Origin of the sequence: Paenibacillus sp. MMS18-CY102 (genome assembly GCF_009789195.1) — a bacterium.
In the GTDB taxonomy this organism is placed as follows: domain Bacteria; phylum Bacillota; class Bacilli; order Paenibacillales; family Paenibacillaceae; genus Paenibacillus_T.
The window spans coordinates 24,757-50,355 of sequence record NZ_WSTC01000017.1; the positions used below are offsets into that span (position 1 = coordinate 24,757).

Annotated in this window: 28 protein-coding genes and 1 pseudogene; 10 read left to right on the top strand and 19 right to left on the bottom strand. The window is 50.2% G+C overall.

Going from position 1 to position 25,599, the window contains the following annotated elements:
* Positions 1-103: 103 nt before the first annotated feature.
* The 3 genes from GON22_RS14160 to GON22_RS14170 form a co-directional block, all read right to left on the bottom strand.
* Positions 104-325 (bottom strand): hypothetical protein, encoded by a 222-nt coding sequence (locus GON22_RS14160; protein WP_160396752.1) that lies wholly within the window; start codon positions 323-325, stop codon positions 104-106.
* A 121-nt stretch (positions 326-446) separates the two neighbouring features.
* Positions 447-647, bottom strand: coding sequence for a hypothetical protein (locus GON22_RS14165; protein WP_160396753.1), 201 nt, complete (start codon positions 645-647; stop codon positions 447-449).
* 185 nt (positions 648-832) lie between these two features.
* Positions 833-1,270: an Hsp20/alpha crystallin family protein gene (locus GON22_RS14170; RefSeq protein ID WP_336604312.1), complete on the bottom strand. Its 438-nt coding sequence runs from the start codon at positions 1,268-1,270 to the stop codon at positions 833-835.
* Between the two features lie 183 nt (positions 1,271-1,453).
* Here GON22_RS14170 and GON22_RS14175 point away from each other — a divergent pair, with 183 nt between their 5' ends.
* From GON22_RS14175 to GON22_RS14200, 6 genes are all read left to right on the top strand, one after another.
* Positions 1,454-1,693 carry a spore germination protein gene (locus GON22_RS14175; RefSeq protein ID WP_160396754.1) on the top strand — a complete coding sequence of 80 codons (240 nt, stop codon included), beginning with the start codon at positions 1,454-1,456 and terminating at the stop codon, positions 1,691-1,693.
* Positions 1,690-1,896, top strand: a complete 207-nt coding sequence (locus GON22_RS14180) for a spore germination protein GerPB (protein ID WP_160396755.1) — start codon at positions 1,690-1,692, stop codon at positions 1,894-1,896. The genes GON22_RS14175 and GON22_RS14180 overlap by 4 nt, the downstream gene beginning before the upstream one ends.
* 28 nt (positions 1,897-1,924) lie before the next feature.
* Complete coding sequence (gene gerPC / locus GON22_RS14185) at positions 1,925-2,713, top strand: spore germination protein GerPC (RefSeq protein ID WP_160396756.1); 789 nt, start codon at positions 1,925-1,927, stop codon at positions 2,711-2,713.
* The gene (locus GON22_RS14190; protein WP_160396757.1) at positions 2,710-2,958 is read left to right on the top strand and encodes a hypothetical protein; all 249 of its coding nucleotides are present in this window, start codon (positions 2,710-2,712) and stop codon (positions 2,956-2,958) included. Before gerPC ends, GON22_RS14190 begins: the two co-directional genes overlap by 4 nt.
* An 18-nt stretch (positions 2,959-2,976) precedes the next feature.
* Positions 2,977-3,441 (top strand): spore germination protein GerPE, encoded by a 465-nt coding sequence (locus GON22_RS14195; protein WP_160396758.1) that lies wholly within the window; start codon positions 2,977-2,979, stop codon positions 3,439-3,441.
* A 210-nt stretch (positions 3,442-3,651) separates the two neighbouring features.
* Complete coding sequence (locus tag GON22_RS14200) at positions 3,652-3,789, top strand: sporulation protein YjcZ (protein WP_160396759.1); 138 nt, start codon at positions 3,652-3,654, stop codon at positions 3,787-3,789.
* Between the two features lie 99 nt (positions 3,790-3,888).
* On the opposite strand, the gene GON22_RS14205 is transcribed toward GON22_RS14200, so the two are convergent.
* The 7 genes from GON22_RS14205 to GON22_RS14235 form a co-directional block, all read right to left on the bottom strand.
* The gene (locus GON22_RS14205) at positions 3,889-4,389 is read right to left on the bottom strand and encodes a GNAT family N-acetyltransferase (protein WP_160396760.1); all 501 of its coding nucleotides are present in this window, start codon (positions 4,387-4,389) and stop codon (positions 3,889-3,891) included.
* Positions 4,390-4,561: 172 nt separating this feature from the next.
* Complete coding sequence (locus GON22_RS14210) at positions 4,562-6,523, bottom strand: glycoside hydrolase family 15 protein (protein ID WP_160396761.1); 1,962 nt, start codon at positions 6,521-6,523, stop codon at positions 4,562-4,564.
* Positions 6,505-7,971: a glycogen synthase GlgA gene (glgA, locus tag GON22_RS14215; RefSeq protein ID WP_160396762.1), complete on the bottom strand. Its 1,467-nt coding sequence runs from the start codon at positions 7,969-7,971 to the stop codon at positions 6,505-6,507. Before glgA ends, GON22_RS14210 begins: the two co-directional genes overlap by 19 nt.
* Before the next feature lie 20 nt (positions 7,972-7,991).
* Positions 7,992-9,104 (bottom strand): glucose-1-phosphate adenylyltransferase subunit GlgD, encoded by a 1,113-nt coding sequence (gene glgD / locus GON22_RS14220; protein ID WP_160396763.1) that lies wholly within the window; start codon positions 9,102-9,104, stop codon positions 7,992-7,994.
* Complete coding sequence (locus GON22_RS14225) at positions 9,101-10,267, bottom strand: glucose-1-phosphate adenylyltransferase (RefSeq protein ID WP_160396764.1); 1,167 nt, start codon at positions 10,265-10,267, stop codon at positions 9,101-9,103. Before GON22_RS14225 ends, glgD begins: the two co-directional genes overlap by 4 nt.
* A gap of 29 nt (positions 10,268-10,296) precedes the next feature.
* Complete coding sequence (glgB, locus tag GON22_RS14230) at positions 10,297-12,204, bottom strand: 1,4-alpha-glucan branching protein GlgB (protein WP_160396765.1); 1,908 nt, start codon at positions 12,202-12,204, stop codon at positions 10,297-10,299.
* 135 nt (positions 12,205-12,339) lie between these two features.
* The gene (locus GON22_RS14235; RefSeq protein WP_160396766.1) at positions 12,340-12,594 is read right to left on the bottom strand and encodes a hypothetical protein; all 255 of its coding nucleotides are present in this window, start codon (positions 12,592-12,594) and stop codon (positions 12,340-12,342) included.
* 314 nt (positions 12,595-12,908) lie between these two features.
* Between GON22_RS14235 and GON22_RS26575 the strand changes: the two genes are divergently transcribed.
* Entirely contained in the window at positions 12,909-13,799 is an 891-nt protein-coding gene (locus tag GON22_RS26575; RefSeq protein ID WP_336604314.1) for a helix-turn-helix domain-containing protein, read from the top strand.
* Positions 13,800-13,915: 116 nt separating this feature from the next.
* On the top strand, positions 13,916-15,946 hold the full coding sequence (locus GON22_RS14245) for a beta-galactosidase (protein ID WP_160396768.1): 2,031 nt from the start codon (positions 13,916-13,918) through the stop codon (positions 15,944-15,946).
* Between the two features lie 71 nt (positions 15,947-16,017).
* Here GON22_RS14245 and GON22_RS14250 read toward each other — a convergent pair whose 3' ends face one another.
* Positions 16,018-17,016, bottom strand: coding sequence for an aldose 1-epimerase (locus GON22_RS14250; protein ID WP_160396769.1), 999 nt, complete (start codon positions 17,014-17,016; stop codon positions 16,018-16,020).
* A 214-nt stretch (positions 17,017-17,230) separates the two neighbouring features.
* On the opposite strand from GON22_RS14250, the gene GON22_RS14255 reads away from it, so the two are divergent.
* Entirely contained in the window at positions 17,231-18,520 is a 1,290-nt protein-coding gene (locus GON22_RS14255; protein ID WP_160396770.1) for a serpin family protein, read from the top strand.
* Between the two features lie 92 nt (positions 18,521-18,612).
* Here GON22_RS14255 and GON22_RS14260 read toward each other — a convergent pair whose 3' ends face one another.
* The 3 genes and pseudogenes from GON22_RS14260 to GON22_RS14270 form a co-directional block, all read right to left on the bottom strand.
* Positions 18,613-19,260: a nitroreductase family protein gene (locus tag GON22_RS14260; RefSeq protein WP_160396771.1), complete on the bottom strand. Its 648-nt coding sequence runs from the start codon at positions 19,258-19,260 to the stop codon at positions 18,613-18,615.
* A 148-nt stretch (positions 19,261-19,408) separates the two neighbouring features.
* Positions 19,409-19,840: an Rrf2 family transcriptional regulator gene (locus tag GON22_RS14265; protein ID WP_160396772.1), complete on the bottom strand. Its 432-nt coding sequence runs from the start codon at positions 19,838-19,840 to the stop codon at positions 19,409-19,411.
* A gap of 95 nt (positions 19,841-19,935) precedes the next feature.
* Positions 19,936-20,028 (bottom strand): annotated as a pseudogene (locus GON22_RS14270) (short-chain dehydrogenase); the annotation flags it as partial.
* A gap of 175 nt (positions 20,029-20,203) precedes the next feature.
* Between GON22_RS14270 and GON22_RS14275 the strand changes: the two are divergent.
* The gene (locus GON22_RS14275) at positions 20,204-20,851 is read left to right on the top strand and encodes a class I SAM-dependent methyltransferase (protein ID WP_160396773.1); all 648 of its coding nucleotides are present in this window, start codon (positions 20,204-20,206) and stop codon (positions 20,849-20,851) included.
* 93 nt (positions 20,852-20,944) lie between these two features.
* On the opposite strand, the gene GON22_RS14280 is transcribed toward GON22_RS14275, so the two are convergent.
* The 5 genes from GON22_RS14280 to GON22_RS14300 all read right to left on the bottom strand — a co-directional run bounded on the left by GON22_RS14280 (position 20,945) and on the right by GON22_RS14300 (position 25,590).
* Positions 20,945-21,658, bottom strand: a complete 714-nt coding sequence (locus tag GON22_RS14280; RefSeq protein ID WP_160396774.1) for a FadR/GntR family transcriptional regulator — start codon at positions 21,656-21,658, stop codon at positions 20,945-20,947.
* Between the two features lie 36 nt (positions 21,659-21,694).
* Positions 21,695-22,420, bottom strand: coding sequence for a LutC/YkgG family protein (locus GON22_RS14285; protein ID WP_160396775.1), 726 nt, complete (start codon positions 22,418-22,420; stop codon positions 21,695-21,697).
* Entirely contained in the window at positions 22,404-23,924 is a 1,521-nt protein-coding gene (locus tag GON22_RS14290; RefSeq protein WP_160396847.1) for a LutB/LldF family L-lactate oxidation iron-sulfur protein, read from the bottom strand. The genes GON22_RS14285 and GON22_RS14290 overlap by 17 nt, the downstream gene beginning before the upstream one ends.
* Before the next feature lie 5 nt (positions 23,925-23,929).
* Positions 23,930-24,658 (bottom strand): (Fe-S)-binding protein, encoded by a 729-nt coding sequence (locus GON22_RS14295; RefSeq protein ID WP_160396776.1) that lies wholly within the window; start codon positions 24,656-24,658, stop codon positions 23,930-23,932.
* Positions 24,659-24,837: 179 nt separating this feature from the next.
* Positions 24,838-25,590 carry a response regulator transcription factor gene (locus GON22_RS14300; protein WP_160396777.1) on the bottom strand — a complete coding sequence of 251 codons (753 nt, stop codon included), beginning with the start codon at positions 25,588-25,590 and terminating at the stop codon, positions 24,838-24,840.
* Between the last annotated feature and the right edge of the window lie 9 nt (positions 25,591-25,599).

A 25,599-nucleotide genomic window follows, 5' to 3' on the forward strand; every position in this document is an offset into this window, starting at 1 on the left:
TTGGACGTAAGACAACAGGGAAAGGTTGCGTTCAAACGGTGTTTTGTCACGTTTTGTACACATTTAACTCCCAATTTATACGAAAATAGGAAGTTCAGCTCATTTAGCCATTGACTCTCATGTTAATCATAAAACAACCTGCCATGACAAAAAACATGACAATGCTGCCTACGCCAAGCGCGAGCCGCACGCGTGACAGCTTGCGAAGCCTTGCCGGTGAAGGATCAGTCCTTCTAGCCTCCGAAACGGAGCGATGGGCGAATAAAAAAGCGATAATGCTTGCGACGAAAACCATGTTCGTTAAAAACCAAATGCCACTCCACATCGATGACAACCTCCTAAAGTATGCTGCAAATTGACGCCTGATATAAAAGAACCGCTAGCACGAAGTGCCGATCCCGGCAATTCCGCTAGCGGAAATTGGTGATGGTCATCCTAACTTCGCGTCAAACAAACCATCGGTTTAAAATAACTGCAAAAACAACTGCGCTAACAACCGCGCCGCCGAACGAGTACCAGCCCGAACGGAACCGGAGCTGAAACATTTTTACAATGCCTAGGCTGAGCAAAGAGAAAATGAGCAAAATGAATACGGCACCAAGTACAAACAGAGCCGGAGACACGCTGCTGACATCTACTAGCGTCATGAAGGAACCCCCTGTATCTTATGCGATGATTGGTCACTCAAGCTAGATAGCCAATGATAGTCAATACGTATGTAAACAGCGAATTAGAAGGGCATGCCCCTTACAAAATCCGCCTCGCTACATTATATAGGAATGAAGATAACGTTTCCAGTAGGCTTGTGCGTCAAAATGATGACAAATGTTCGTTAATAACGGATTGTCGTCTCGTAATATTGCCGGTTTACTGGCCTTTTGCGCAGCTTCACCTGCAAGATGCCATCTTGGCACAATGCTTTGCACACGCGCGGAAGGATAGGCTTCGGCAGTTTTACCGTCTCCTTCTCTCCGCTAGGCAAGCCCTCAATGCGAATACGGTCCTCTCGAACGAGCAGCCGAAGCGAAGAAGGATGGGCCCCTTGAGGGAGCGGCCATTTCACAACAATAAAATGATGGGTTTCGAACGTTTCTGCACGGCTATGCCCCTGCTGTGATGCCTGCACCGTCTGTGCCATTTGCTCAGGCATCGCTTTGGTCATCATTGTTTTCACATACCGTTCAATCCATCCTGTATTTTTCAACGCTTCGAAGCCGCGAGGAAGCTGCTGCTCTTGCATCCATCGTTCAAGTTCATCCCACCTCGACACAATGCACCTCTCCTTCCTCGCTCGACGCCAGCATCACCAACACTATGCATTATCATATGCCACAGCGCCCGCATCTGGTACATCGGTGACAATAATCGTATGGGCAGGAGCGGAACCAATGTACGCTTCACGCATACGATAGCGGTATATCGAACGACTTTTGTGAAGGAGGTTGGAGAACGTATGCCTTCTGTCGTGGGCTTCGTCAATATTACAAGCGTCGGCTCCAGCGCGATCATCCAATTCGGAGATGCGGTGCAATTGTCGCCTTCCAGCGCTTCCAAAACGTATGCTGGTGCGGGCTCTTTCCTAACAGGCGGTTTGGCTAACTCCAATAATGCGCTCAGCGCGACGAATACAATCGATCCAGACGTTCAAGACAATACAACAAACGAAGTTGGAAACGGCGTAAATGTCATATGAGCAACTGGACGGTTTATCAACAAATTACGATTAATCAGCTCCGCGTGGATAGCGTCTCCAATAGCTCGGTGCTGCAAGTCGGCAGCGCTGGCTCCATTCGCTCCCTATCCCAGCTGTATAACTCCGGCGGTTTTTCTGGGCCTGCACCTCAATTAGGCGAAGAGAATCCGTTGTCTTTCGTCCCGCTCCCAAATCCGAATTAATTCGATCCCATAAGCGAGGTGCTCATGAATGACCATCCCCGATAACGGTTATCCGCCACGGCAGCCTCAGCCCGCGATTTCACCCGATCAGCAACAGCCAGCGAGCTGGCCGGGTTGGCCTTCATGGGTGCAGCAAGTGCAGCTAATGTTCAAGCAACAGCAGGAGCAGATCGCGATGCTAAATGCCAGAATGGAAGCTATGCATGCACAGCTAAGGGCTGTTGAAGGGAAGCCGACTTACAATATCGAGAAGTTGGAATACCATTTTGACCAGCTCAAGGTCGAGAAGTTGGACGGCACGCTCAATATCGGCATTCAGCCGCCGTCGGACGGCAGTGATAGCGATATCGATCAACTGATCGTTCAACAAGCCAAGAAAGGAATAGCTAGCGGGCAAGCCGGCAATGACGGGAATGGCGAAGGGCCGAGCCAAAAGACGCCGAACGTATTTCCAACTGCTCCCCCAGGCGTGATGAAGCCACCTCCACCCTTTCCTGCCATCCAGTCACGAGTAAACGACTATCTGGACCAGACAGCCCCAATCCGCTTAAGTGCATTGGAGATGGAGCAAGACTTGCCGCTTGACCCCTACCACCGACGTATCGTCATCGAAGACATTCGTAAGCAAATGCCACAGCGGATTCAATATTATATGCAGCAAGTGACCAAGGGCCAAGATGACAATGAACAAGATGGCAACGCCATCGAAGAGCAGGTAACGACGAAGGCAATCCGCGATATCGAAATGGCTTTCCGCCAGTACTTAATGAAGTTATCAGGTGGAGGGCCCCAAGCAGGAGGCGTTAATACCGTATGAAAATGTATGTCATTAACCACGAAGTGTGCGTAGGCTCCATTGAGGTGCTAGGCGTATCCAGTTCATCCATGCTTCAAGTTGGCGATACGGAAACCGTGTCGCTCTACTCGATGTTCGATACGCCGCCAGAATCCGTCGTCGTCGGCCCAATTGCACCGCTTCAATTGCCTGAGGGTGCAGATAATGCGATCGGAGAGCCGCAATTCGGAGCGCTTGAGTCAGAACCCGTTACGATTGCATTATAATGCTCGGGATTTATTAGCATGCCAATTATTTATTTGAATATTGAACTGCCTGATCCGGCCTTTCCGGAACCGCAATGTTGCTCCGGCCGCACATACGAAGTCGGTGGAATCGATATTAATACAATCGCGCAGGCTGGCGTCTTGCAAATCGGTGATCGCGTGGACTCCAAAGCCATGCTTGTAGGCCTCGCTGTACAGCGGCAGGAGGATCATCCATACGCTGGCGACGTGTTTTTCGAATCCTATACGATCTTCGACCGGCCGTTGCCCGTGCTCTACGATGCCAATGATGATGACAGCAAGGTGGAAATGGAACGGTTCAACGCCTGCCCGCTCTTGTCGGTCGGCTGCATAACCATTACGAGTGCCGGCGCAGCTTCCCAAATTGTTGTCGGCTGCCAGAAAACCCATCGGGCGGAATCCCGAATCAAACATATCCGCCAATTTGCAGGCAGGCGTCCGCTTCCTCCTGCTTGCCCATAAACGCAAAAGCCGGCTCTACTGGCATCAAGCCGGCTTTTGGCATGCCAGGACATAATGGCCTTTAATCGCATGGCGTTCCCATCTAGGCGAATGCTCAATTCCGCAAAAACCGGTATAAACGTCCATAACATATGCCCTGCATCTACATATATTAACAATGTGATATGAGACATCAATCACCACACAGTACCAATTAGGAGGTCATGAACTATGGGATACCCTGTTGCAGGCGCTACGGGACACGGATACGGCGGTCTTGGCGGAGTGGGCACAATTTGCACTAGCATCGGCGTTATTCTCGTTCTCTATATTCTTCTCGTAATCGTTCTTCGCGCTGGCTGGTTCTAAGCCGATTAACATCCACTAAAGCGAACAAGGGCTTCCGCTTGCGCTACGGCGCGGCGGAAGCCCTTGTTCTTTGATTAGCTGCCCAAACGGATGATGCCGCTACACTTTACGCCCCATTAACACGACATCCCGTTCTACGCCATCGAGTTCGCATGCTCCTGGAAGGAGCCCCCATTGCTCGAAACCGAATTTGGCGAGCAGGCGAAGGCTTGGGGCATTATGCCCGAATACGAGCCCGATCAGCGTCTTAATGCCCAGCTTCGCACAACCACGAATCGCCTCCTGCAGCAGCGCTCCGCCAATTCCTGTTCCCCGGTAATCCGGTCCAATATATATGCTCAGTTCAGCCGTTGCACGATAAGCCTCACGCGCATAATACGGCTGAAAACTGACCCAGCCGACGATTTGGCCGCTTTGGCGCGCTACCCAGATCGGGCGCGTTTGCCAATCCCTTTCATGAAACCATTTCATCCGGCTTTCGACCGTCACGGGCTCCAAATCCGCCGTCACCATCCGGCTCGCGACCGTCGAGTTATAAATTTCCACAATGGCAGGCAGATCCTGCTCTGTTGCATTCTTTACCTCGAGCGCTAGTCCCATTGTTATTGCCTCCATTCGCAAGCAAGCAAAGCTTGCAACCCGTTGTCCTCCTTATTATTGCATATCCATCCGGCACAGCTCTACCGTTTGCCAGCTCAATTCCCATACCACTTTTCCCCAAAATAAAAGCCGTTTCTGCAACTGAATCATCAGCAGCAGAAACGGCTTTTGGCTAACCTTTTAGCGACCTGTATTTTCGCGCATACTTCGTCACGCTCTGAACGAACGTGGCATGCGACCATGTCAGCGGCGCTACCGACAACGGCGCTCCATCGTACGGATTAAGCTGCTCAGGCAGCACGCCGCTCTGAAGCGCGTGCTCCACTACCCATTGCAGCGTCCGGCATGGCCCTTCCAAATCTTCAAGGCTTTGCGCGGCTTCGATCTCATAGTTAGCTACCCACAATGTACATATAATCCATGGATTGCCCGGCACTTTCTCGATATCGCCAGATTGCTGGAAGTAATAATCGTTCGTATAACGGGCAATGCCGCCTACTTGCGTCCGTATGCTCAGCCCTTCCTTAATGGCCTGCATCGTCCGCACAACCCGCTCGTCATCGACCGGCAGAACACCGAACTCCCAAATGGCAAACAGGCTGCTCTCTAGCGTCATATCCTTAACCCAGCGGTTGTCCTTCTGGACGAGGCCCCGTGCGAACCGCCCGGATTCTTCGTCCCACAGATGGGTGAGAATGCCGCGTTTAATCGACTGCGCCGTATCCCGGTAATGGTCGCTGCGTTCATAGTCCCCGAATAGCTCTGTAAAAAAGGCTGCCGCCATCAATCCGCCATACACCGAAGAGGCCGTATACGTCCAGATCCCGTAGCGCTCCTCCCACAGATCATAACTCGGTCTAGGCAGCGACAGGCTGTGCTCCATATATTCCGTTAGAAAATGGGCTGATTTGCGAATCAGGTTCGAATATAGCGACTGCGGCAGCTCAATGACCTGATGCCTCGTGTAATCCTTCCATAACGCAAACAGGACGAGCGCCGTCTCGTCTTCTTGGATCGGCAGCCTCCGGCTCCCTTGGACGATATAAGGATGCCAGCTAGATCCAACCGTTCCATCAGGGTTGTACTTATGGTACAAATATCCTTCTGGTGCCAACGCCTGCGCACAAAAATGGAAAAACGGGGCAATCACGCTTTGGAAGCCTGCAGCCGACATCGCCTCCGCGATTAACGCGCCGTCACGTGGCCACATATAGCTATAATGATCCCGATTGTATTGCAAAATATCGGTATCATTCGCCGCAATGATGGCGCCATTCTCATCCGTCTGTGTCCGTACCATAAGCAGGCTCTGCCTGAAGCTGCTTACAACTTCGGCAGGCAGGTCGCCCATATCTTTGTCCGCACGATTCAGCCAATGCTTCCAGTAGATTACGATTCGGCTAAGCAGCTTTTCCGGATGGTTCTCCTGCACATACTGGTTTAATTCCTTTACTTCCTCCAAGCTCTTGCCGATTGACATCCAGTAATAGACCGTCTTCTCTCCGCCTGGCGGCACGACAGTTCGGAAGCTAAGCGTACTGTCAACTGAGCCCTGCGCAATAGCATTGCCCATCAACACGCCATCCTCTGCATCCCGCCATGTGCCTTCAGCCGAATGAAAACGTTTGATACCGGTCGAATACTGCATAATGCCACCCTCGTCAGAGAAGCCGTTAAACATAAAGTAGGACGAACGCTTATAGTGGAGAAGCGTATGGTTCTCTGGATAATAAGCGGCCGTATCCCCTACCTCTGAGCCGTCGATCATAAGGTCCTGGTGGAAAAATAGGCGGAATTCGCGTGGTTCGCCCGCAAGATTGCGGACGACCACACGTTTAATATAAATACATTCACGCTGATGAATGCCATCATTGATGTGGAGTTGAACGCCTAACGCTTCATGCCTTGCAATGACGTTCGTAACGAGAGAGCCTTCGATGTATTCAAGCTCGAATTTCCAGCCTGGGTCGTCCAACCATACGAACCGGCCGGAAGCCCAGATGCCGAAACGGCAGGTCTGGCCCCCCACATGGTTAAGCTGTCCAACGAAAGGATAGTAAATATCCCGAATAAAACAATGGTTGTCGATGTTAAGAAGCATCTTGCCATTTCCGATTACGAGGTGACGGGCCATTGTTCTGTCTCCTTTCGCAAAGGCAGAAGTTCTTCGTAGAGGGACATATACGACTTTGCTGAACGGCTCCAGCTGTAATCTTCTTTCGCACCATTAGCTACGATCGCCTTCCATGCTTCCTCATCCTCGCGGTACAGCTGCACCGCCCGGCGTACGGTATGAAGCATATCATGCGCATTGTAGTTGGCGAATGTGAAACCGTTTCCTGTTTTCGTATATTCGTCGTATGGCTGTACCGTGTCACGCAGCCCTCCGGTTTCCCTTACGATCGGAACGGTACGATAGCGGAGCGAGATCAATTGGCTCAACCCGCATGGTTCGAACAATGACGGCATCAGGAACATGTCCGATCCCGCATATATGCGCCTAGCCAACCCATCATCGTAACCTAGCCGAACGGCGAGCTGCTCCGGCCTCCAAGCTGCAGCGCCACGCAGCATTTCCTCATACCGGTAATCCCCTGCACCAAGAAACACAAGCTGTATCCCTTCATCCAACAAATCGCCCAGCACGCGATCGATCAGATCGATCCCTTTTTGTTCCACAAGCCTCGTCACAACCCCGATTACCGGCGTTGATTCTGATTCGGGCAAGCCTAATTCACGCTGCAGGATTAGTTTATTTTTGCGTTTGCGGCTAATCGAGCCCCTATACGGGGTATGTACCGCAGGGTCATTCATCGGATCAAAGCTGTCTGTATCAATGCCGTTAAGGATGCCGTGAAGATCCGAGGCACGCCAGCGAATCACGCCATCGAGCCGCTCGCCCCAATATTCGGTTTGGATTTCTTGCGCGTATGTCTCGCTTACGGTCGTCAGCTTGTCCGCATATTGAAGCCCTGCTTTCATGCAGTTGGCCGCACCATAAAACTCGAGGCCGCTTGTCCAAAACCAAAAATCGTCCATCCCGACGAGATCCTGAAGCAGCTTTTGGCCAAATACGCCCTGGTACCTAAGGTTATGAATCGTAAATACCGTACGGACGGACCGGCATAATGGATCATAGGCATAACGGGTCTTGAGCAGAAACGGAAGCAACGCCGTCTGCCAGTCATGGCAGTGAATCACATCTGGCACGAAGCCAAGATGAGGCAAGCATTCCGCTATTGCAAAGTTGAAGAAAACGAATCGTTCCGGGTCATCATCATACCCGTACAAACCGCCTCGCAAGAAGTACTGCTCATTATCGATGAGGTAGAAAATAACCCCATCGATTTCACCGCGCAGCAAGCCGCAATATTGATGGCGCCAACCGAAACGGAACGAAAAAGTGTGAATCGTCTCGAACCGTTCAAGATAAGCCAAAGGAATATCCGCGTACTTGGGAAGCACGACACGCGTATCGGCTCCCCGTTCGTTAAGTGCCTTAGGCAATGCGCCAGCTACATCGCCTAACCCGCCGGATTTAGCCAAAGGCACAGCCTCCGAAGTGGCAAACAATACGTTCACTGCACTTCCCCCTCTCTGCTTTAAATAACTTTGCGCTTGCCCGCTAGAAACGGCGAACCTGCCGCACCGCGAATATCGCGCCCTTGATCGATGACGACATCCTTATCCAATATTGCATAATCCAAGACGCTGTTCTCGCCAATTATGCCGTTCTGCATCACAATGCTGTTGCGAATTATTGCGCCTTTACGCACCTTAACCCCGCGGAACAACACACTGTTTATGACCATGCCTTCGACTACGCAGCCGTTGGCGATTAGCGAACCCGTTACCTTCGCCCCTTCCAAATACCTTGCAGGAGGCTCATCCTTCACTTTCGTGTAGATCGGGCCCGGACGGAAGAATACCTCTTTCCACACATCGGAACGGAGCATTTGCATGTTGTTCCAATAGTAGCTGTCTAGCGTATTAACCATGCCGAGATACCCTTCGAACAAATATCCATAAACATTTAGCCGGTCCAGCCGGGACATAATCGCATGGCGAACGAGATGCTCTTGCCCTTGTGCCAGTGATGTTTCAACGAGCTCCATAAGAAACTCACGACGCATCACATAGATTTCGGTAGAGAGCAGATCACTGTTCATTCGGCCATAATGATCCTGCATGCCAATTACTCGCCCTGCGCTATTGAGCTCCACTTTGCGGCTTTTGCCCGGAATCAAATCCGTTTGCCGTTTGCATACGACGGTAATGTCAGCGTCTTGGCGTTCGTGGAAGTCGATAACAGGCCTCAAGTCAATATTGCAAATGACGTGACTGCGCGAAATAACAACAAATTCCTGTTGGCTGCGCGTGAAATAATCCCGATTTTGGAACATATGATAAAGGTCACCGCGGCGCAGCTCCTGTTGGTCATCGGAGGAAGGCGGCAGAATAAAGAGCCCGCTCTGCCGATTGTGCAAATCCCAATGCTTGCCGGAGCCAAGATGATCCATCAGCGACCGATATTTGGTATGCGCAAACACGGCTACTCGGGAAATCCCGCTGTTCACCATGTTGGACAGCATAAAATCGATCAAGCGGTAACGTCCGCCGAACGGGACGGTAGCCGGGCAACGGCCAGCCGTTAATATTTCCAATTCGTCTGGCTCATGGATCAAGTTAATGACGCCCATTACTTTATTTTTCATGAAGGCTCCACCTCCAGCAGCGCTTTGTAGTTAGAAATGAATTCATCGCTTCCTACGACCGTAATGGAAGCCTGGTCCGGGTGGCCGATCGTTACGCCGTCCGCAATGACCGCCCCATCTCCAACAATCGTTCGGTACAACCGCGCACCGACACCGATCTTCGCATTCGGCATGACGACTGATTCACGTATGACGCTGTCCCTAGCCGCGTGGACACCATAGAAAATAACGGATCGGTTCACTTCGCCTTCAATCAAGCATCCCTCTGTTACGATGGATGAGACAACAGAAGCTTGAGGCGCTATATATTGAGCAGGACGATTCGGGCTGACGGAGTAGATGCGCCATTCCGGATCCGTGAGATCGAGCGGCGGCCGATCATCCAGCAAATCCATATTCGCTTCCCATAAGCTCTCGATCGTGCCAACATCCTTCCAGTAGCCACGGAACGGATAGACGAACATATTCATGCCGTCCCTTAACATCGCAGGCAATATATCTTTGCCAAAATCGTTCGTCGAATGGCGATTCGCCTCGTCGCGAATCAGATAACGCTGTAGGACAGGCCAGGAGAATATATAGATTCCCATCGACGCCGTGTTGCTTGTCGGCACCTTCGGTTTTTCCTCAAACGCCGTGATCCGGTCTTCATCATCAGCGTGCATGATGCCAAATCGGCTCGCTTCCTTCCAAGGCACTTCTAAGCCGGCGATCGTCACATCCGCGCCAGTCTTTTTGTGATGCGCAAGCATTTTCTCGTAATCCATCTTGTAGATGTGATCACCTGAAATAATGAGAACATAATCCGGATCAGAACGGTCGATGAAGCCCATATTTTGATAGATTGCGTTAGCTGTTCCCTTGTACCAAACGCCGCCCTTTTGCTTCACGAACGGCGGCAGTACAGCCATTCCGCCATCACGGCGGTCAAGTCCCCACGGGCTCCCAATACCAAGATACCGGTTTAACACCAGTGGCTGATATTGTGTTAACACCCCTACAGTGTCTATGCCTGAATGAGCGCAATTGCTTAGCGTGAAATCAATAATGCGATATTTCCCGCCAAAGTAAACGGCCGGCTTTGCCAAGTCTTTCGTCAGTACACCGAGTCTCTTTCCTTCTCCCCCGGCGAGCAGCATGGCGACCATTTCTTTACGCCCCATAGACATCAACCCCCAGTTAAAATATGTTGTTACCTCTCGCCCTCGTAGGTGAACAATAAAAATGAAAACGGCATAAGCCGGAATTCAATGCTTTGCTCGCGGCCATGGTACGGGATCGGATCGCTATGCACTGCCCAGGCTGACGTCGTGCCGCCATCTTCTGATCCATCTTCGCCGCTATGAATCGCTAATTCATAGTAACCTTCTTCAGGAACGCCGATCCGGTAGTGCCCATAATCATTGCTAGAGAAGTTACAGATGATAACAGAAATCTCATCCCACTCTCTGCCGCGGCGTTCAAAGCAGATAACGCTTTGTTCTGTGTTATGTACATCGATCCAACGGAAGCTATCAGGAGCTTGATCGCGTTCCCATAACGATGGAGTTGAGCGATAAACGCCGTTCAGCCGCCGAACATAACGATGCATGCTTGCGTGCAACGGGTAATCCAAGATCATCCAATCGAGCTGGTCGAGATCTTTCCATTCGTCGAATTGCCCCCATTCACTGCCCATGAAAAGCAGCTTTTTCCCGGGGTGAGCAATCCAATATCCATATAACAACCGTAACTGTGCGAATTTATCTTCATAGGAGCCAGGCATTTTGTGGAGTAAAGAACGTTTGCCATGCACGACTTCGTCATGCGAGAGCGGCAAAACATAGTTTTCGGAGAATGCATATAGGAGTGAGAACGTGATGAGATTATGGTGATGTTTGCGTTCAGCTGGATCAAGGCGCATATAGCGCAGGATGTCGTTCATCCAGCCCATATTCCATTTGTAGTTGAATCCGAGTCCGCCGAGGTAGGTAGGCGATGTGACAGCCGGTTGGGCAGAGGAGTCTTCGGCAATCATTAGCGTCTCGGGATAGTAGTGAAAGACAACTTCGTTCAGCGTGCGCAGAAACCGGAGAGCGTCCAGGTCTTCTTTGCCGCCATAGGGGTTAAGTGTGCAATAATCGGGCGGTTTATCCATGTGGAGATCCACCATGTGAGCGACAGCATCCACTCGCAAGCCGTCAATGTGGAAATAATCTAACCAGAACAACGCATTCGATACAAGATAGCCGACAACCTCGCTTCTGCCAAAATCAAAGGACAACGTGCCCCATAACGGCTTTTCGGCTTTGCGCCAGTTCGGCCCTTCGTAAAGCGGTGTCCCATCGAATTCACGCAGCCCATGTTCATCTTTGACAAAATGGCCCGGCACCCAATCGAGGATGACGCCTAAGCCCATTTGATGACAACGATCAATGAAATGCATCAACTGCTTCGGCGAGCCATATCGGCTGGTAGCAGCGTAGAACCCGGTAATCTGGTAACCCCATGACCGATCAAAAGGATGCTCGGCGAGCGGCATCAGCTCAATATGGGTGTAGCCCATTGAAGCTGCATAGTCGACTAATTGGTCGGCCAGCTCGGTGTAGGAGAGGAATTGCTCCTTGCCATGGATTTTCCAGGAGCCGGCATGCACTTCATAAATGAGGAGCGGTCGATCGAAGGTGCTTCGCTTATTGTCCATCCATGCTGAGTCGTTCCATTCGTACCCGTTCAGGTCTGTAACGATTGATGCGGTATTTGGCCTTAATTCAGCACCGAAAGCATAGGGATCGGCTTTGAGCAATTTGGTTCCATCAGAAGCAATGATCTCATACTTGTATCTTGCGCCTTCTTTGAGGCCAGGCACAAACCCTGACCATACGCCGGATGTTCCGAATTTCTCCAACTCATCATTCGTCCCATCCCAATCGTTAAAGTCACCCGCTACTCTAACGCTGACTGCATTGGGAGCCCATACGGTGAAACGTACACCGAGCTTTCTTTTCCACTTCATTCGGTGGGCACCGAATGTCCGATAGCTTTGATACAACGCACCTTCATTGTACAAATACAAGTCATGCATCGTAATGCCATAAGGCGGCGCAGCTAGTCTCGGCAAAGGTCACACCCCCTGTCGGCGTTAATTAAACCCATTATACAAGAACGTTGAAAATTTGAAACCCCATTTTCATAATTTAAGTTAACTTTATTTACCCCTATCTAACATATAATTAACGTTCACATAACATAACCGTTAATTTTGCTTACGACTATCTCCCCCATATGTTCGATTGATGTAATAATGTTTGGAACACCACCCCTTACTGATTGCTGAGCGCACACAACCGATCCAATTGCACCGGACGGGCTGCTTGGCGCTTCGGGTCTTCACAATTTGCGGATCGCCGTGCCGCAGCATGCGTTGATGATGCATGGCACACAATCCTTTTGCCTTAACTGTCTTGCTGCAACCTTCGATAATGCATGTTAATTCATTCAATTCATTCATGATGTCTGACCCCCTGATGGCTCGCCGGGGACGTATTGTCCCATGGGTATATCCTATCTTATCGGTAAAGCTTACGACGATAAAGCACGCTCAGAGACGAAAGTGGCCGTGTCATCCGGTGATTGGGCCCTTTTGGCAAGTTATCGTCGTTTATCTATGGGCGGGTTTAATTTTTTAAATCATCAACCCCTTTACGAAACAAATCAATTACCATTTTAGCTAAAAAGAATCATTGTCCGTAAGGTCCAATAAGCCTATACTTGAACCTTGATAGAAATAAATTCAGAGAGGAATGGTAGGACATATTTCGGCATATTTTCGACACGATTGAGCAGCCACTAGCCGTCGTTCGACGGTCCGGCCGTTCCCTTACGATAACCGAAGCCAACCCTGCTTTTATACGAATGACCGGTTACGAGATCGATAGATTGCAGGCGATGCAGATTCGACAGCTTTTCCCAAGGCTTTATAGCAACAAGCAGCCTGCCCTGGCCAATGGGATTATTGAAACGACACTCCAGCCTAGTTTTGGCAACACCAAATCCATTACGATGGAAACTAAGCCGCTTCCCTATTTGGGTGAAGAAGACAGCGGCCGCACCTATTATTTGATTATTGCCAAGGATATGAGTGCGGACAAATGGCTAGAACAACAATCCACGGTTAAAAAAGCGCTTAACATCGGCATTTGCGATAATGAATATATCGTGCGCAAGTTTCACCAAAACTACTCGCCGCTTTCTAACGTAGACCATTCGCCCTTGCACCAGTCGATCTTCGACTTCTTGGATCCGAATGAGCACGAGATGATTAAAACGCAGTTATCCACCGCAAGCACAGAGAGCAATTCATGCGATATTGTCGTACGTACGATTAGCTTCGAGGACATAAGCGGGCTGGAGATGCGTGCTACAATTTGTCCTATATTCGACGGATTCGGCGCAATTCAAGAATATGCGTTTTCTGTCTGGGATCTGAAGGAAGCGAATGACTCGGGGCAACCTGGCATGAAACTCAAAATATGGATGGCGAAACGAGATATTTCGACAAGCCAACTATCATTATCGACTGGCATATCGATCCAAACCATCTCTAAGCTTCGCAATGGCAAAATCACGAAACCACAGCGCTTGACTGCAGAGCTGATTGCCTCCGAACTGCGTGTTGAAATTACAGATATATGGCCAGAAGTCGGGCGCAGATAAGCAGCTTTCAGCTATCCTAATGTTCCGTATTATTATATGGTACCCTTTGATTGTTATATGTATGACGCCAGTTTATTGCTGTAGAATACACATATAACGACTAAGGAGCTGATGGTTTGGTTTCGTCAAAACTAACCAAAATCTTATATGGCGGCGATTATAATCCTGAGCAATGGGACAAGAGCGTGTGGCCAGAAGATATGCGGATGATCCGTCTGGCGGGCATGGATATCGTTACCGTGAACGTATTCTCATGGGCGATGCTGCAGCCCGACGAGGAAACGTATGATTTCTCCACTTTAGATGAAATAATGGCGATGCTACAAGACAATGGCATCCACGCTTGCCTTGCAACCAGCACTGGCGCCCATCCCGCATGGATGGCGCGCAAATATCCTGGCATCTTGCGCACCGACTTCGAAGGCCGCAAGCGCAAATTCGGCGGACGGCACAACTCATGCCCGAACAGCCTTGCTTATCGCACGTATTCGACAAAATTAGCAGCAAAAATCGCGGAGCGCTATAAGAACCATCCTTCGTTATTGCTTTGGCATATTTCCAATGAGTATGGCGGTGAATGTTATTGCGACAATTGCGCTGCAGCTTTCCGCAGTTGGCTGCGTAACAAATACGGCACACTGGACAAGCTTAATGAGCAATGGAATACACGATTTTGGGGCCATACCTTCTATGATTGGGAAGAAATTGTTCCGCCGAATATGCTTAGCGAGCAATGGTCCAACCGGCATACCTGCTTCCAAGGCATTTCGCTCGATTACACACGTTTCAACTCAGACAGCATGCTTGACTGCTATAGGCTAGAATATGCGGAATTGAAGAAACATACGCCTAACATTCCGGTCACCACAAATTTGATGGGCGCCTACAAGCCGCTTGATTATTTTAAATGGGCCAAATATATGGACATCGTCTCGTGGGACAACTACCCTTCAGCCGATACGCCCGTAAGCTATACGGCAATGATGCATGGCCTAATGCGCGGACTAAAAGAAGGCCAACCGTTCCTGCTCATGGAGCAGACGCCAAGCCAGCAAAATTGGCAAGCGTACAACTCGTTGAAGCGGCCCGGCGTCATGGCGCTATGGAGTTATCAAGCAGTTGCTCATGGCGCAGATAGCGTCATGTTCTTTCAGCTTCGCCGCTCGATAGGCGCTTGCGAGAAGTATCACGGCGCACTAATCGAGCATGCTGGACATGAGCACACACGCGTCTTCCGTGAATGCGCACAGTTAGGGAGCGAGCTTCAGCAACTTGGCGATAAACTGCTAGATGCACGCAGCGATGCGAAGGTCGGCCTTTTATTTGATTGGGACAATTGGTGGGCGACCGAATACTCCAGCGGCCCATCCGCTGCACTCCAATATACGGACGAAGTGCACAAGTATTACGATGCGCTCTATCAGCAAAATATAGCAGCTGATCTGGTCGGCCTTGATGCAGATTTCAGCCAATATGACGTGCTTATCGCACCTGTGCTATATATGGTGAAGCCTGGATTAGCTGCGAAGCTGGAGCGCTTCACCCAAGCCGGCGGCACGTTTATCACAACCTTCTTCAGTGGCATCGTCAATGAAAATGATATCGTAACGCTTGGCGGATACCCTGGCGAGCTGCGCAACATGCTTGGCATTTGGGTTGAAGAAATCGATGCCCTATATCCAGAACAGCGGAATGAGATCGTGATGAAAGCTCCATTAGGCACATTGGCTGGCAGCTATTCGTGTGGATTGTTATGTGACCTTCTCCATACAGAGGGAGCTGACATTATTGCCGAGTACGGCCAAGATTTCTACGCTGGAATGCCTGTCGTTACCCGCAATCGGTTCGGCCAAGGCGAAGCGTGGTACGTAGCCTCCAGCCCGGAGCCAGCCTTCCTGCAAGGATTGCTTGGGCAAATTTGCGAAAAGCACGGAATTTTGTCGATTGTGCCAGCGAAATCGGGCATCGAAACGACACGCAGAACCAAAAACAACCAATCTTATGTATTTATCTTGAACCATCATGACACTGCGCAAACGATTGAACTTGGAGACGTACAAGGTGTCGAATTGTTGAGCGGCCAGTTGGCAAACAAACAAATTAAGGTAGCTGCACGAAGCACCATTATAATAGAAGAAACACGTTAAATAACGGAAAAAGCAAGCATTCGCGCATGCGATTTGCTTGCTTTTTTTCTGCTTATTTGCGACAAGCTTCGCTATGCCCGCTCCACATAAAAACGACTCGTTTCGCTCCACGCTTCTCCTGGACGCAAAACAACTAAGCCTTTGGTCTCATCTGGAAGATTCACGTTCGGCGCATCTACCATATTAATTTGAGGCTCGGGGCAAATATAGCCAGCGGATGCTTTATTGTTCCAAACCATCCATTGCTTATATTTCGTCCCGGCATCGTAAACAAGCTTTAGTCCAAGGCGATGATCCACAATTTCAGCCAAATTGCGGCCATTCACTGGCTCAGCTGAATAATGATTATCTAACGCTTCCGCATATGGCCAGCCGCCTTCTGGCGATTTCATCGCTTGCTCAAGTGGCGTCATCGGAATCGTTCTGCCCGTTGGCAGCATCCGCTCATCCAGCTCCCACCTTACGCCTGTCGTAACATGTGCCGTTACGTCTTCGCGCTTGCTCTCTGATGAGAAAGGCGCATTCAAAGCTGTATGGAATCCAAGCATATTAGGCATCACTTTGTTGCCTAAATTCGTGACGGTGCTTGTTTGGGTAAGGCCCTCGGACGACAAGCAGTAACGGAGACGGATTTCGAAACGGTGTGGCAAGTATTGGTAAATTGAATCGTTCTCATCAACCAGATAACTGACAACAACGAAGCTCTCCTGCCCATTTGTCCCCTTCTCCACGACTGTCCATGGTTTATCGTAGAAAAAGCCGTGCAGGTGGTTGCCTGTGGACGCCTCATTCACAGGCAGCTCATACTTGATGCCCGCCACCTCAAACTTGCCATCCCTATAACGATTCGGCGGGAAAAGCACCGGGATGCCGTATACAGCCGGGCTTTCGCGGAATAGGTCCATCTCTTGCTCTGCTGGCTCACGCAAAAACTTATATCCTGCTTCTATATCGCGAAATGCGATGAGGTTGGCGCCGATTTCAGGCAGTAATGCGGCTTCGTATTTGCCCGCTCGGAGCCATATCGCCTTCTCTCCATTAAATAACCCTTCCGTTACTTCGTATGCCATGCGATCATCACTGCTCCTATGCCATATTGAATTTATTATATGTAAACCAGCCTATTCGGTCCATCTGCCCACAAAATCTATTATACGTATGGAATAGCATCGGTTGCAATCGATTTCAAAACGTTTCTAAGCAACATTTTCTTACAGCTGAGCGTTTGAATGTATAGTTCCATCTTGAAGGAAAATCAGAATAAAAAGCAGGGGGACACTCGATATGGGAACGAAACGCTTGAGGGGATGGATAGCCGCATTCGCATGTATAGCAATGTTACTGCCAAGCGGCTGTGGCAAGAGTGACAGCAATGGTGCTAATGCCAGGATAAACGCACTGTCAAACAATCAACGAGATGCCATTGCAACCAACATTGATTCTTCCCTAGTTCAAGCGTCGAATCAATTCGGCATCCGATTGCATGAACAGTTGGCACAAGCTAATCAAGAGCAAAATCTGTTTATTTGTCCGCTCAGCATCTCAACTGCTATAGCAATGGCCTACAATGGCGCCAACGGCGCTACACAGAGAGAAATTGCCGCAACGATGGGTTGGACGAAACATACGCTGAATGCGATTAATTCGAGTTACAGCCAAATACTCGATTTGCAAGTACAGCCTGGCACCGGCATTGACTTGCAACTTGCTAACTCGATGTGGTTAAAGCCTAAAATGAAAATTCAAAAGCCTTTTCAACAAGCCTTGCAAAACAGTTATGATGCCCAAGCAAGTGAGGTGGATTGGACGAATGCAGAAGACACTGCCAACCAAATAAACAACTGGGTATCCAAACATACGAATGGCATGATTCCTACCCTGCTTGACCCTAATGCCATTGACCCTAGCGTTGTCATGATGTTGCTTAATGCCATCTACTTCAAAGGCGAGTGGCAAACTCCCTTCGAAAAAACCTTAACGAAAGAAGCTCCCTTCCATATGGGCAGCGGCCGTACGGCAACCGCCTCCTACATGAATCAATCCGGAAGATATGAGCATACAAGAGGAGAAGGTTATGAAGCTATCCGCCTGCCATATGGCGAAGGACAGATGTCAATGCTTATCGTGTTGCCCGGCCCGAAAACCCCATTAGCTGAAATCGAGAAACAAATAACAGAAGGAAAGCTGCCGCTTGGAAAACGTTGGGAACGGGAGTACGGGGCTGTTCATCTTCCGAAATTTAAAATTGAGTATGCTTCTTCACTTAATCAATCGCTGGAGGCGCTGGGGATCCATGCTGCATTCTCTCCCGCAGACGCTGACCTATCTGGCATTACAGGAGTACCTGGCCTATACATCGATAGCGTTATTCACAAAAGTATTATTGAGGTAGCGGAACAAGGAACGGAGGCAGCAGCAGTAACTTCGATCGCTGTGGGAGAGGCTGGTGCAGCCACACCATTGCCTGAACCGTTCGATATGCGAATTGACCGTCCATTCTTCTTTTTGATCGAGGATGTAAAGAGCGGCTTATGGCTGTTCACCGGTTCAGTTTATCAACCTGTTGAAAGTTAACAGCTCAAAAAGCCACAGGGACGAAGCATGATGCTACGTCCCTGTGGCTTCTAATCTATAGAAAGAAGTTCTTTCTTTTCGAAAAGAATGGATTAAGTCAGGCTGTTCCAGAATGTTACTTCGTCAACTGTCAAACGAACCGATGCATGAGCTTGAACAGCTGCTTTGCCGATCGCAATGAGCATTACCGTCTCATAACGATCTGGCACCGCGAACTTCTCGTTAAATTGCGATTTAACGAAGCCACCCATTGGAACTGTGTCATAGCCATGAGCTTTAGCTACGAGCATCAGCTGCATCGAAATTAAACCCGCGTCAACAAGGCCGATGTCCTTAGCGATCGCTTCTTTGCGGTACGGGGATTGCTCACCTGTGATGTTGCCAAGCATACGTTGTTTCGTTACGCTATCCATAACGCCCGCTTGCTCAGCGCGATCATAGATCGTCTCGGCTAGACGGTACGACTCTTTGTCAGCCAGAACGGCGATCACATGCGACGCATCAACCACTTGTTGTTGGTTGAATGCAATTGGAAGAAGCTCTTCCTTCAGCTTCTGGTCTTCGATGACCAGGAAGCGCCATGGCTGCATATTGCTCGAAGAAGGTGCCAGCGTTGCTTCTTGCAGCATCGTTGTCAGCTCTTCACGGGAAATTTTCACAGTTGGGTCATACTTACGAACGGAATGGCGTTCACTAATAATCGTCATAAAATCTTGTTTCACAGCTTGGTTTGCACTCATTAATAATCCCTCCAATAATCTGTGTATAAATTCGCTCAGTTAACTTTAAAAAAACGTGATTTAACTGTTCATTTCTGTACACAGTATAGTCCAAACAAAAGATGCTGTCAATAGCACACGCCTATGCCGCAGATTGGCGCTAAAAACCCTAGTGCCTAACGATATATTCAGCAATAGTATGCTTCTCTAGCACCCTCAACATACTTTCGTCTAATTCGGCCAATAAGCCGGCAAAAGCGCCCTTCATTGTGATCCCGTAGGGATGTGGCCCTGTTGCCTCTTCCATGTTCCGCCCCAGCTCTTCGCTAATCTGCAGCACTTGATAAACTTCTGCTAACGTAATTTGATCCGCTGCACGCAGCAGCCGATATCCGCCATCTCGCCCTTCTCTTGTTTCAATCAGCTGCGCTCGCGCTAATGTCGCTAATATTTTGCGAAGCAGCGTCGCTTCTGATTGCAATTGATCCGCTATTGTACAGCTTGGGCATGTTTGCTCATTGCTGGCGAGTACGGCAAGCGCCTGTATGGCAAGGCCAAATGTACGGAAACTTGGCGGGCACGGTTTACGATTCGCCGTCACCGGTCTCTTCCTCCTTTACGCACAGGTTTGTTCGCGCAATTAGACTAACTATACTTCACTCGCCGCCTTTTGCCTAGCCGGCGCTTCGTGCTTCATGCCCCTCTCTCTCCTAACGATACTGCTATGGCACGCCCAGCTCCTCGGGTAGCGCCTGCTACGACTGCAACTTTACCCACTAATGTTTTCATTGCTTTCATCTTGCTTCCCCACTCCCTCTGGTATCCATTCTCGATTCTAAGCATATATCAGCAAAGTTGACGACGGATTGTCAGTATTATTGCATAAGACGAAAACAATCAAACATATCGTAATAGTACGCCTACCGATTTCCACTGGCGGCGATGAAGGAGGATCAAGCCGAACATGAATGCTGATCACAATTGGAAAGCACGTTGGGTAGACGAGGAGCAAGTCGATTCCGACACCGCGAACCGCCCATTTGTTTTTAAAGTGCCAACAGCTTGGTGGACCCGGTCCGATGAATGGGCTTGGTCGGGCCTTTTTGTTCATCCTGACCGTGTCGTCTTGGATTCCTCGCTTAGCCGCGGCATTATTCGTTCTAACACGCTTGATTACGAATCCCGCCACAGCCCTCGAATCGTTTCCTTGCAATCCGTTTTCGAGCAAATGCAGCCGGACGATGAACCCGCTCTTGATGCTCTAGCAGTGCAGGAGCGATTGGAGCGCGATGCGCTTCGATTCATCCGGGCGGACATTACCCAATTGCCTTATGAAGATGAAAAGTTCGATACCGTATTCTGCTTATCCGTTATTGAAGCACTCGAACAGACAGATGCAAGAGAGGCATTGCTGGAATTTCGCCGAACACTCAAAACCGGCGGATTGCTCGTGCTTACCTTTGAAGAACAATCGCCTGACCTGGCCCCTATTACCCGAACGGTTAGGGATTGCGGCTATTCCTTCGCAGGCGAATATGAGTCTGCATGGGCAACGGATGGCAGCAACAACACGAATGCCCAAGGACGGCTCTATGCATTCCGCGCCATCTGAGGGCATCCAGACAGGAAGAGACCATAACCTTGCACAATTAGGCAAGGTTATGGTCTCTTCGCTTTCCTTAATCAACGCAAGTTAGTTATCCAGCTACGCCGTATGTTTGGAAACAATTCGTGCGACATGCTGCAAATGCTCTTGCATTGCTGATGCGGCAAGCTCCCCATCGCCAGCAGCAATCGCCTCACATATAATGTTGTGCTCGCACAGCAACTGGTCTGCTACGGATTTATTCGTGTACATTTCTATACGGCGAACGGCGCGAATCGCCGTCTCTGTCTGCTGCATAATCGTTTCGAATAGCCGCATCATGACAGAATTGCCCGTTGCATGGGCGATCGCCTGATGAAAAGCAACATCAAGCTTTTCGCCGGCCTCCTCATCCCCTGCGGCTTCCACCATGTGTGCAATAATAAGGCGAAGCTGCTCAACATCGGATTCGCTCCGCTTGCTGGCAGCTATTGCTGCATAGGATACTTCTAACGATTGCCGCGCTTCCAGCAGTTCTAACAGTGAGGTGCCGTCTAGCAGCGTAGGCGTAGGCGTAAGCCCCGATGATTCAGCCAACGGCTGAGTCCGCACGACTGTGCAGCCACCCCCTTGCCTAATTTCGATTAAGCCCATCGCTTTCAGGCCGCTTAGCGCTTCACGCATCGTTGACCGCCCAACCCCAAATCGCTCTGACATCTCTTTGGTCGAAGGGAGCTTATCGCCAACCTTCAGCTTGCCGCTCTCAATAAGCGTTCTAATCTGCTCCGCAATTTCCTCATAATGATTGCGTTTATCCAGCTTCGCAACATCCATACCTAATTCTCCTATTCCGCCAGCTTTACAGCTGAATTACCCGATAATTAGTGCATACACAATGCCAGGCCCATGAACGCCAATCGTTAGGTCATTCTCGATGTCTGCCGAGCGGCTCGGTCCTGAAATAAAATGGATGCCTGCTGGCAACTGCTCCCGTCCGATCCTATCCAACTCCTTCAACGGCTCGCCTATGCGCGTTTTCAACCGTTCAATCGAAATAAGGGCGAACAGAACAGTGGGCAGCAAGCTAACCGATCGCCCTTTGTCCTTCGATGATAACACAGCGAGTGAGCCTGTGTAAGCGACCGCGTAATCAGCAGCGACGATGCCAAAATCCGCTTCGGCCGCTCGCGCTAACCAATCATCTTCCCCATCGCTATTCCACACTTTTACTTGCGCTTGTGGCAGCGCTTCCTCTAGTCCCATCGCATCCAGCTCAGGCTGCCGTTGGCGCACGACATGCCGCGCACCCAGTTCCGCAGCTTTATCTGCGATAAACCGCTTGGCTTCCTCCAAATCAGCCAGACGCTCAACATAACCGCCCGCTGCTCGAAAATTCGCCCCAAACCGATCAATCCGCTCCTCTATCGGCCACTCGAAGCTGCGCCAAAAATCAGGAGCGCCCCGAAACGGATGGTGCGGCGGTTCGACAATGCGCGGCCGCTTCAACTTCGCTGCAAGCCCATCAATAAACGCCTGCTGCTTGGCACGCGAAGCTGTTTCCATCTGTTCCAGCCATTCGTCATGCGTGCCCGCCATTTCCTCCGTCCCCTTCCTTCCGCTCTTGCAAAATCGTTTCCATTCGGGCTTTCATCGATGCTGCCATTGGCTTGGCGTTCGCCAATCCATCCCGTTCCATCTCCGTCCAGCGGTCACGGAAGCCCTGCTTCGGCAAGCTCGGCGCTACCCGATAGCTGTTCCAGCCTTTCAACGGCCCAAGCTTCGACCGAATCGCCCCGTCGCGAACGACGAGCTTCTGGCCGAGCTGGCCGATCCGCAAAGCACCGCGCATCATTTTGGAATTGCCCATGACAGCCGAAAAGCCTTTCATGCCGACAGACTCCAGCATATTGCCATGGCCAGCCTCTACCTTCCGCCTGCGCAAGTATACGAGCATATCATGGAGCGGAATTTTGACCGGGCATGCTTCGTAACAAGCGCCGCATAAGCTCGAAGCATTCGCGATATCGTCCCACTCCGCAACATTTTTCTGCAGTGCTGGCGTCAATACAGCTCCAATCGGCCCGCTATACGTGCCGCCGTAAGCATGTCCGCCAATATGCCGATAGACCGGGCAAGCATTCAAGCAGGCGCCGCAGCGTATGCAATTAAGCAGCTCTTGGAATTCCGGATCGCCTAATTGGTTGGATCGCCCATTATCAACAATGATGATGTGCATCTCATCGGGACCATCCGCATCCGCTTCCCGACGAGGGCCCGTGATGCCAGACATATAGACCGTAAGCTTCTGGCCTGTCGCAGAGCGCGGCAGCAGCGTCGCCATTACTTCAAGGTCTTCGAACGAAGGAATGATCCGCTCCATCCCCATCAGCGTGATTTGCGTCCGCGGGACGGTCGTGACCATTCGCGCGTTTCCTTCATTTTCGAATAGTACCATGGAACCCGTCTCTGCTATTGCAAAATTGCAGCCCGTCATGCCGATGTCCGCTTCCAGAAACTTCTCGCGCAGCTTCTTCCGAACGAAGCCAGCTAAAATCTGCGTATCTGGCGCCAGCGCTTCGCCCGCATCTGCGGAGAGCAGCTCTGCGATCTGGTACCGGTTCTTATGAATCGCCGGAATGATAATATGGGAAGGCGTTTCTCCGGCAAGCTGAATGATGTATTCGCCAAGATCAGTCTCAATCGCCTCAACTCCGATGCCCGCCAAGGCATGGTTCAGATGCAGCTCTTCGGTCACCATCGATTTGGACTTCACAACCGACTTCGACTGTTTCTGCTGAGCGATCGCTAAAGAAATTTTCACTGCTTCTACATCCGTCTCCGCAAAATGGACATGGACGCCGTTCGCCCGCGCATTGTCAGCAAACAAATTCAAGTAATAGTCGAGATGTGCGATCGTATGCAAGCGAATTTGCCTGCCGCGCTCCCGCCATTCCTCCCAATTCCCATGCTCCTCGGCTGCTGATTTTTTGCCGGAACGAAGCCGCTCCGTCGTAAATTTAACCGCCTTGCGCAGAAAGTCATCATTCAGCGCCAGCTCTGCACGCTCTTTAACCGTCGAGCCCTTCGCATTCGGTTGCATTCCGCTCACGTGTTTTTCACCCCTTCATATAGAAGCTCAGCGAGATGCATAATGCGTACCGGCTTGTTGCGGTACCGCAAATTGCCGCCAATATTCATGAGGCAGGCCATATCGAGGCCAACTAACACTTCCGCTTCCGTCTCTAGCACATGGTCGGCCTTTTCCGTTACCATCGCACCTGAAATATGTGACATCTTCACCGCGAACGTCCCTCCGAAACCACAGCAATCCTCGGCAAAAGGAAGGGGCACCAACTCTAGCCCCCGCACGTTTTCCATAAGGGCAAGCGGTTCGTCCTTCACGCCCAGTAACCGGCTGCCATGGCAAGACGGGTGATACGTAACTTTATGGGGAAATGATGCCCCAAGATCGGTAATCCCGAGCACTTGCACGATAAATTGCGTGAACTCGTAGCTTTTCCTTTGCAATTGCTTCGCTTTCTCCAGCATCTGGGCATCATGCTCGAACAGCTTCGGATAATGATGGATCATGCCGGTACAGGAGCCTGATGGCGAGATAACAAAATCACAATCCTCAAACGCCTTAATAATCGTTGTAGCGGTTTTCCTCGCATCATCCCAGTAGCCGCTATTAAATGCTGGTTGCCCGCAGCAGGTTTGCACTTGGGGAAAATCCAGTTGAACGCCGTATTCGGCCAGCAGGCGAACCATGGCTTCCCCAACATTCGGATAAATGGCATCGCTTAAACATGTAATGAACAATGATACTTTCATAGCGCACCCCGCTTGGCTACATGATCAGCAGCTTTAATATCAGGTTGTCAGACAAGTTGTACTAAAGTATAACCGATGGGTTCGCCCATCGGCAATAGATCACCACGATCAAACTCACGCCACGCGCACTTAAGCAAAATGGCCTAGTTAACCGCCTAGCATCCAGCAGCATCCGTAACTTAACGCTTTCCTTCCTTGTAATCCTTCGGGGTAACGCCTACCGTTTTCTTAAATAGCTTATTGAAGTAGACAGGATCATGATAACCGACCATCTGCGAAATTTCGTAATTCCGCAGCGCAGGATTGCCGATCAGCAGCTCTTTCGCTTTCTCGATGCGAAGCTGGATAATATAATCCGTCATCGTCATATTCGTCTTGGAACGAAACAGCCTGCTCAGATAGCTGCCATTCATCCCTACCGATATTGCGAGCTTCTCCAGCTCGAATGGCTGATCATACGATTTCTCCAGCTCTTGCTTAACCTGCTCCACTGCATGATGCTCACGGTCTTCCATTGGCGCAGCGGCATCATCCTGCTTAGGCGTCAATGTTTTATTTCGCAAGCGATCAATTTCTGTAAGCAGCCCTTGCAGTTGCGCTTTATCGACCGGCTTTAACAAATAGTCCTTCACGCCGAAGCGCACTGCAGCTCTTGCATACTCGAACTCTTCAAAACCGCTCAACACGATAATTTGAACATCGAGCGCAACTTCCCTAATCTTCTCTATGAGCTTAATGCCGTCCATAAAGGGCATTTTGATATCCGTAATAACAAGATCCAATCCTTCGCTATGCAGCCTATTAAAGTTATCCCATGCAACTGCGCCGTTACTAAATGAACCGGCAACGGTTAGGTTTGGATGCAGCTTGCACAATATCTTCTCCAGCCCAAGCCGGATCATTTCTTCATCATCTACGATCATCACTTTCATGGCATCGCA

Bases quoted from the DNA above. Each gene is read 5' to 3' on its own strand.
- GON22_RS14160 (WP_160396752.1), bottom strand. From the start codon at position 325: ATGTGGAGTGGCATTTGGTTTTTAACGAACATGGTTTTCGTCGCAAGC.
- GON22_RS14165 (WP_160396753.1), bottom strand. From the start codon at position 647: ATGACGCTAGTAGATGTCAGCAGCGTGTCTCCGGCTCTGTTTGTACTT.
- GON22_RS14175 (WP_160396754.1), top strand. From the start codon at position 1,454: ATGCCTTCTGTCGTGGGCTTCGTCAATATTACAAGCGTCGGCTCCAGC.
- GON22_RS14180 (WP_160396755.1), top strand. From the start codon at position 1,690: ATGAGCAACTGGACGGTTTATCAACAAATTACGATTAATCAGCTCCGC.
- gerPC (WP_160396756.1), top strand. From the start codon at position 1,925: ATGACCATCCCCGATAACGGTTATCCGCCACGGCAGCCTCAGCCCGCG.
- GON22_RS14190 (WP_160396757.1), top strand. From the start codon at position 2,710: ATGAAAATGTATGTCATTAACCACGAAGTGTGCGTAGGCTCCATTGAG.
- GON22_RS14195 (WP_160396758.1), top strand. From the start codon at position 2,977: ATGCCAATTATTTATTTGAATATTGAACTGCCTGATCCGGCCTTTCCG.
- GON22_RS14200 (WP_160396759.1), top strand. From the start codon at position 3,652: ATGGGATACCCTGTTGCAGGCGCTACGGGACACGGATACGGCGGTCTT.
- GON22_RS14205 (WP_160396760.1), bottom strand. From the start codon at position 4,389: ATGGGACTAGCGCTCGAGGTAAAGAATGCAACAGAGCAGGATCTGCCT.
- GON22_RS14210 (WP_160396761.1), bottom strand. From the start codon at position 6,523: ATGGCCCGTCACCTCGTAATCGGAAATGGCAAGATGCTTCTTAACATC.
- glgD (WP_160396763.1), bottom strand. From the start codon at position 9,104: ATGAAAAATAAAGTAATGGGCGTCATTAACTTGATCCATGAGCCAGAC.
- GON22_RS14225 (WP_160396764.1), bottom strand. From the start codon at position 10,267: ATGGGGCGTAAAGAAATGGTCGCCATGCTGCTCGCCGGGGGAGAAGGA.
- GON22_RS14235 (WP_160396766.1), bottom strand. From the start codon at position 12,594: ATGAATGAATTGAATGAATTAACATGCATTATCGAAGGTTGCAGCAAG.
- GON22_RS14250 (WP_160396769.1), bottom strand. From the start codon at position 17,016: ATGGCATACGAAGTAACGGAAGGGTTATTTAATGGAGAGAAGGCGATA.
- GON22_RS14255 (WP_160396770.1), top strand. From the start codon at position 17,231: ATGGGAACGAAACGCTTGAGGGGATGGATAGCCGCATTCGCATGTATA.
- GON22_RS14260 (WP_160396771.1), bottom strand. From the start codon at position 19,260: ATGAGTGCAAACCAAGCTGTGAAACAAGATTTTATGACGATTATTAGT.
- GON22_RS14275 (WP_160396773.1), top strand. From the start codon at position 20,204: ATGAATGCTGATCACAATTGGAAAGCACGTTGGGTAGACGAGGAGCAA.
- GON22_RS14280 (WP_160396774.1), bottom strand. From the start codon at position 21,658: ATGGATGTTGCGAAGCTGGATAAACGCAATCATTATGAGGAAATTGCG.
- GON22_RS14285 (WP_160396775.1), bottom strand. From the start codon at position 22,420: ATGGCGGGCACGCATGACGAATGGCTGGAACAGATGGAAACAGCTTCG.
- GON22_RS14290 (WP_160396847.1), bottom strand. From the start codon at position 23,924: ATGCAACCGAATGCGAAGGGCTCGACGGTTAAAGAGCGTGCAGAGCTG.
- GON22_RS14295 (WP_160396776.1), bottom strand. From the start codon at position 24,658: ATGAAAGTATCATTGTTCATTACATGTTTAAGCGATGCCATTTATCCG.
- GON22_RS14300 (WP_160396777.1), bottom strand. From the start codon at position 25,590: ATGAAAGTGATGATCGTAGATGATGAAGAAATGATCCGGCTTGGGCTG.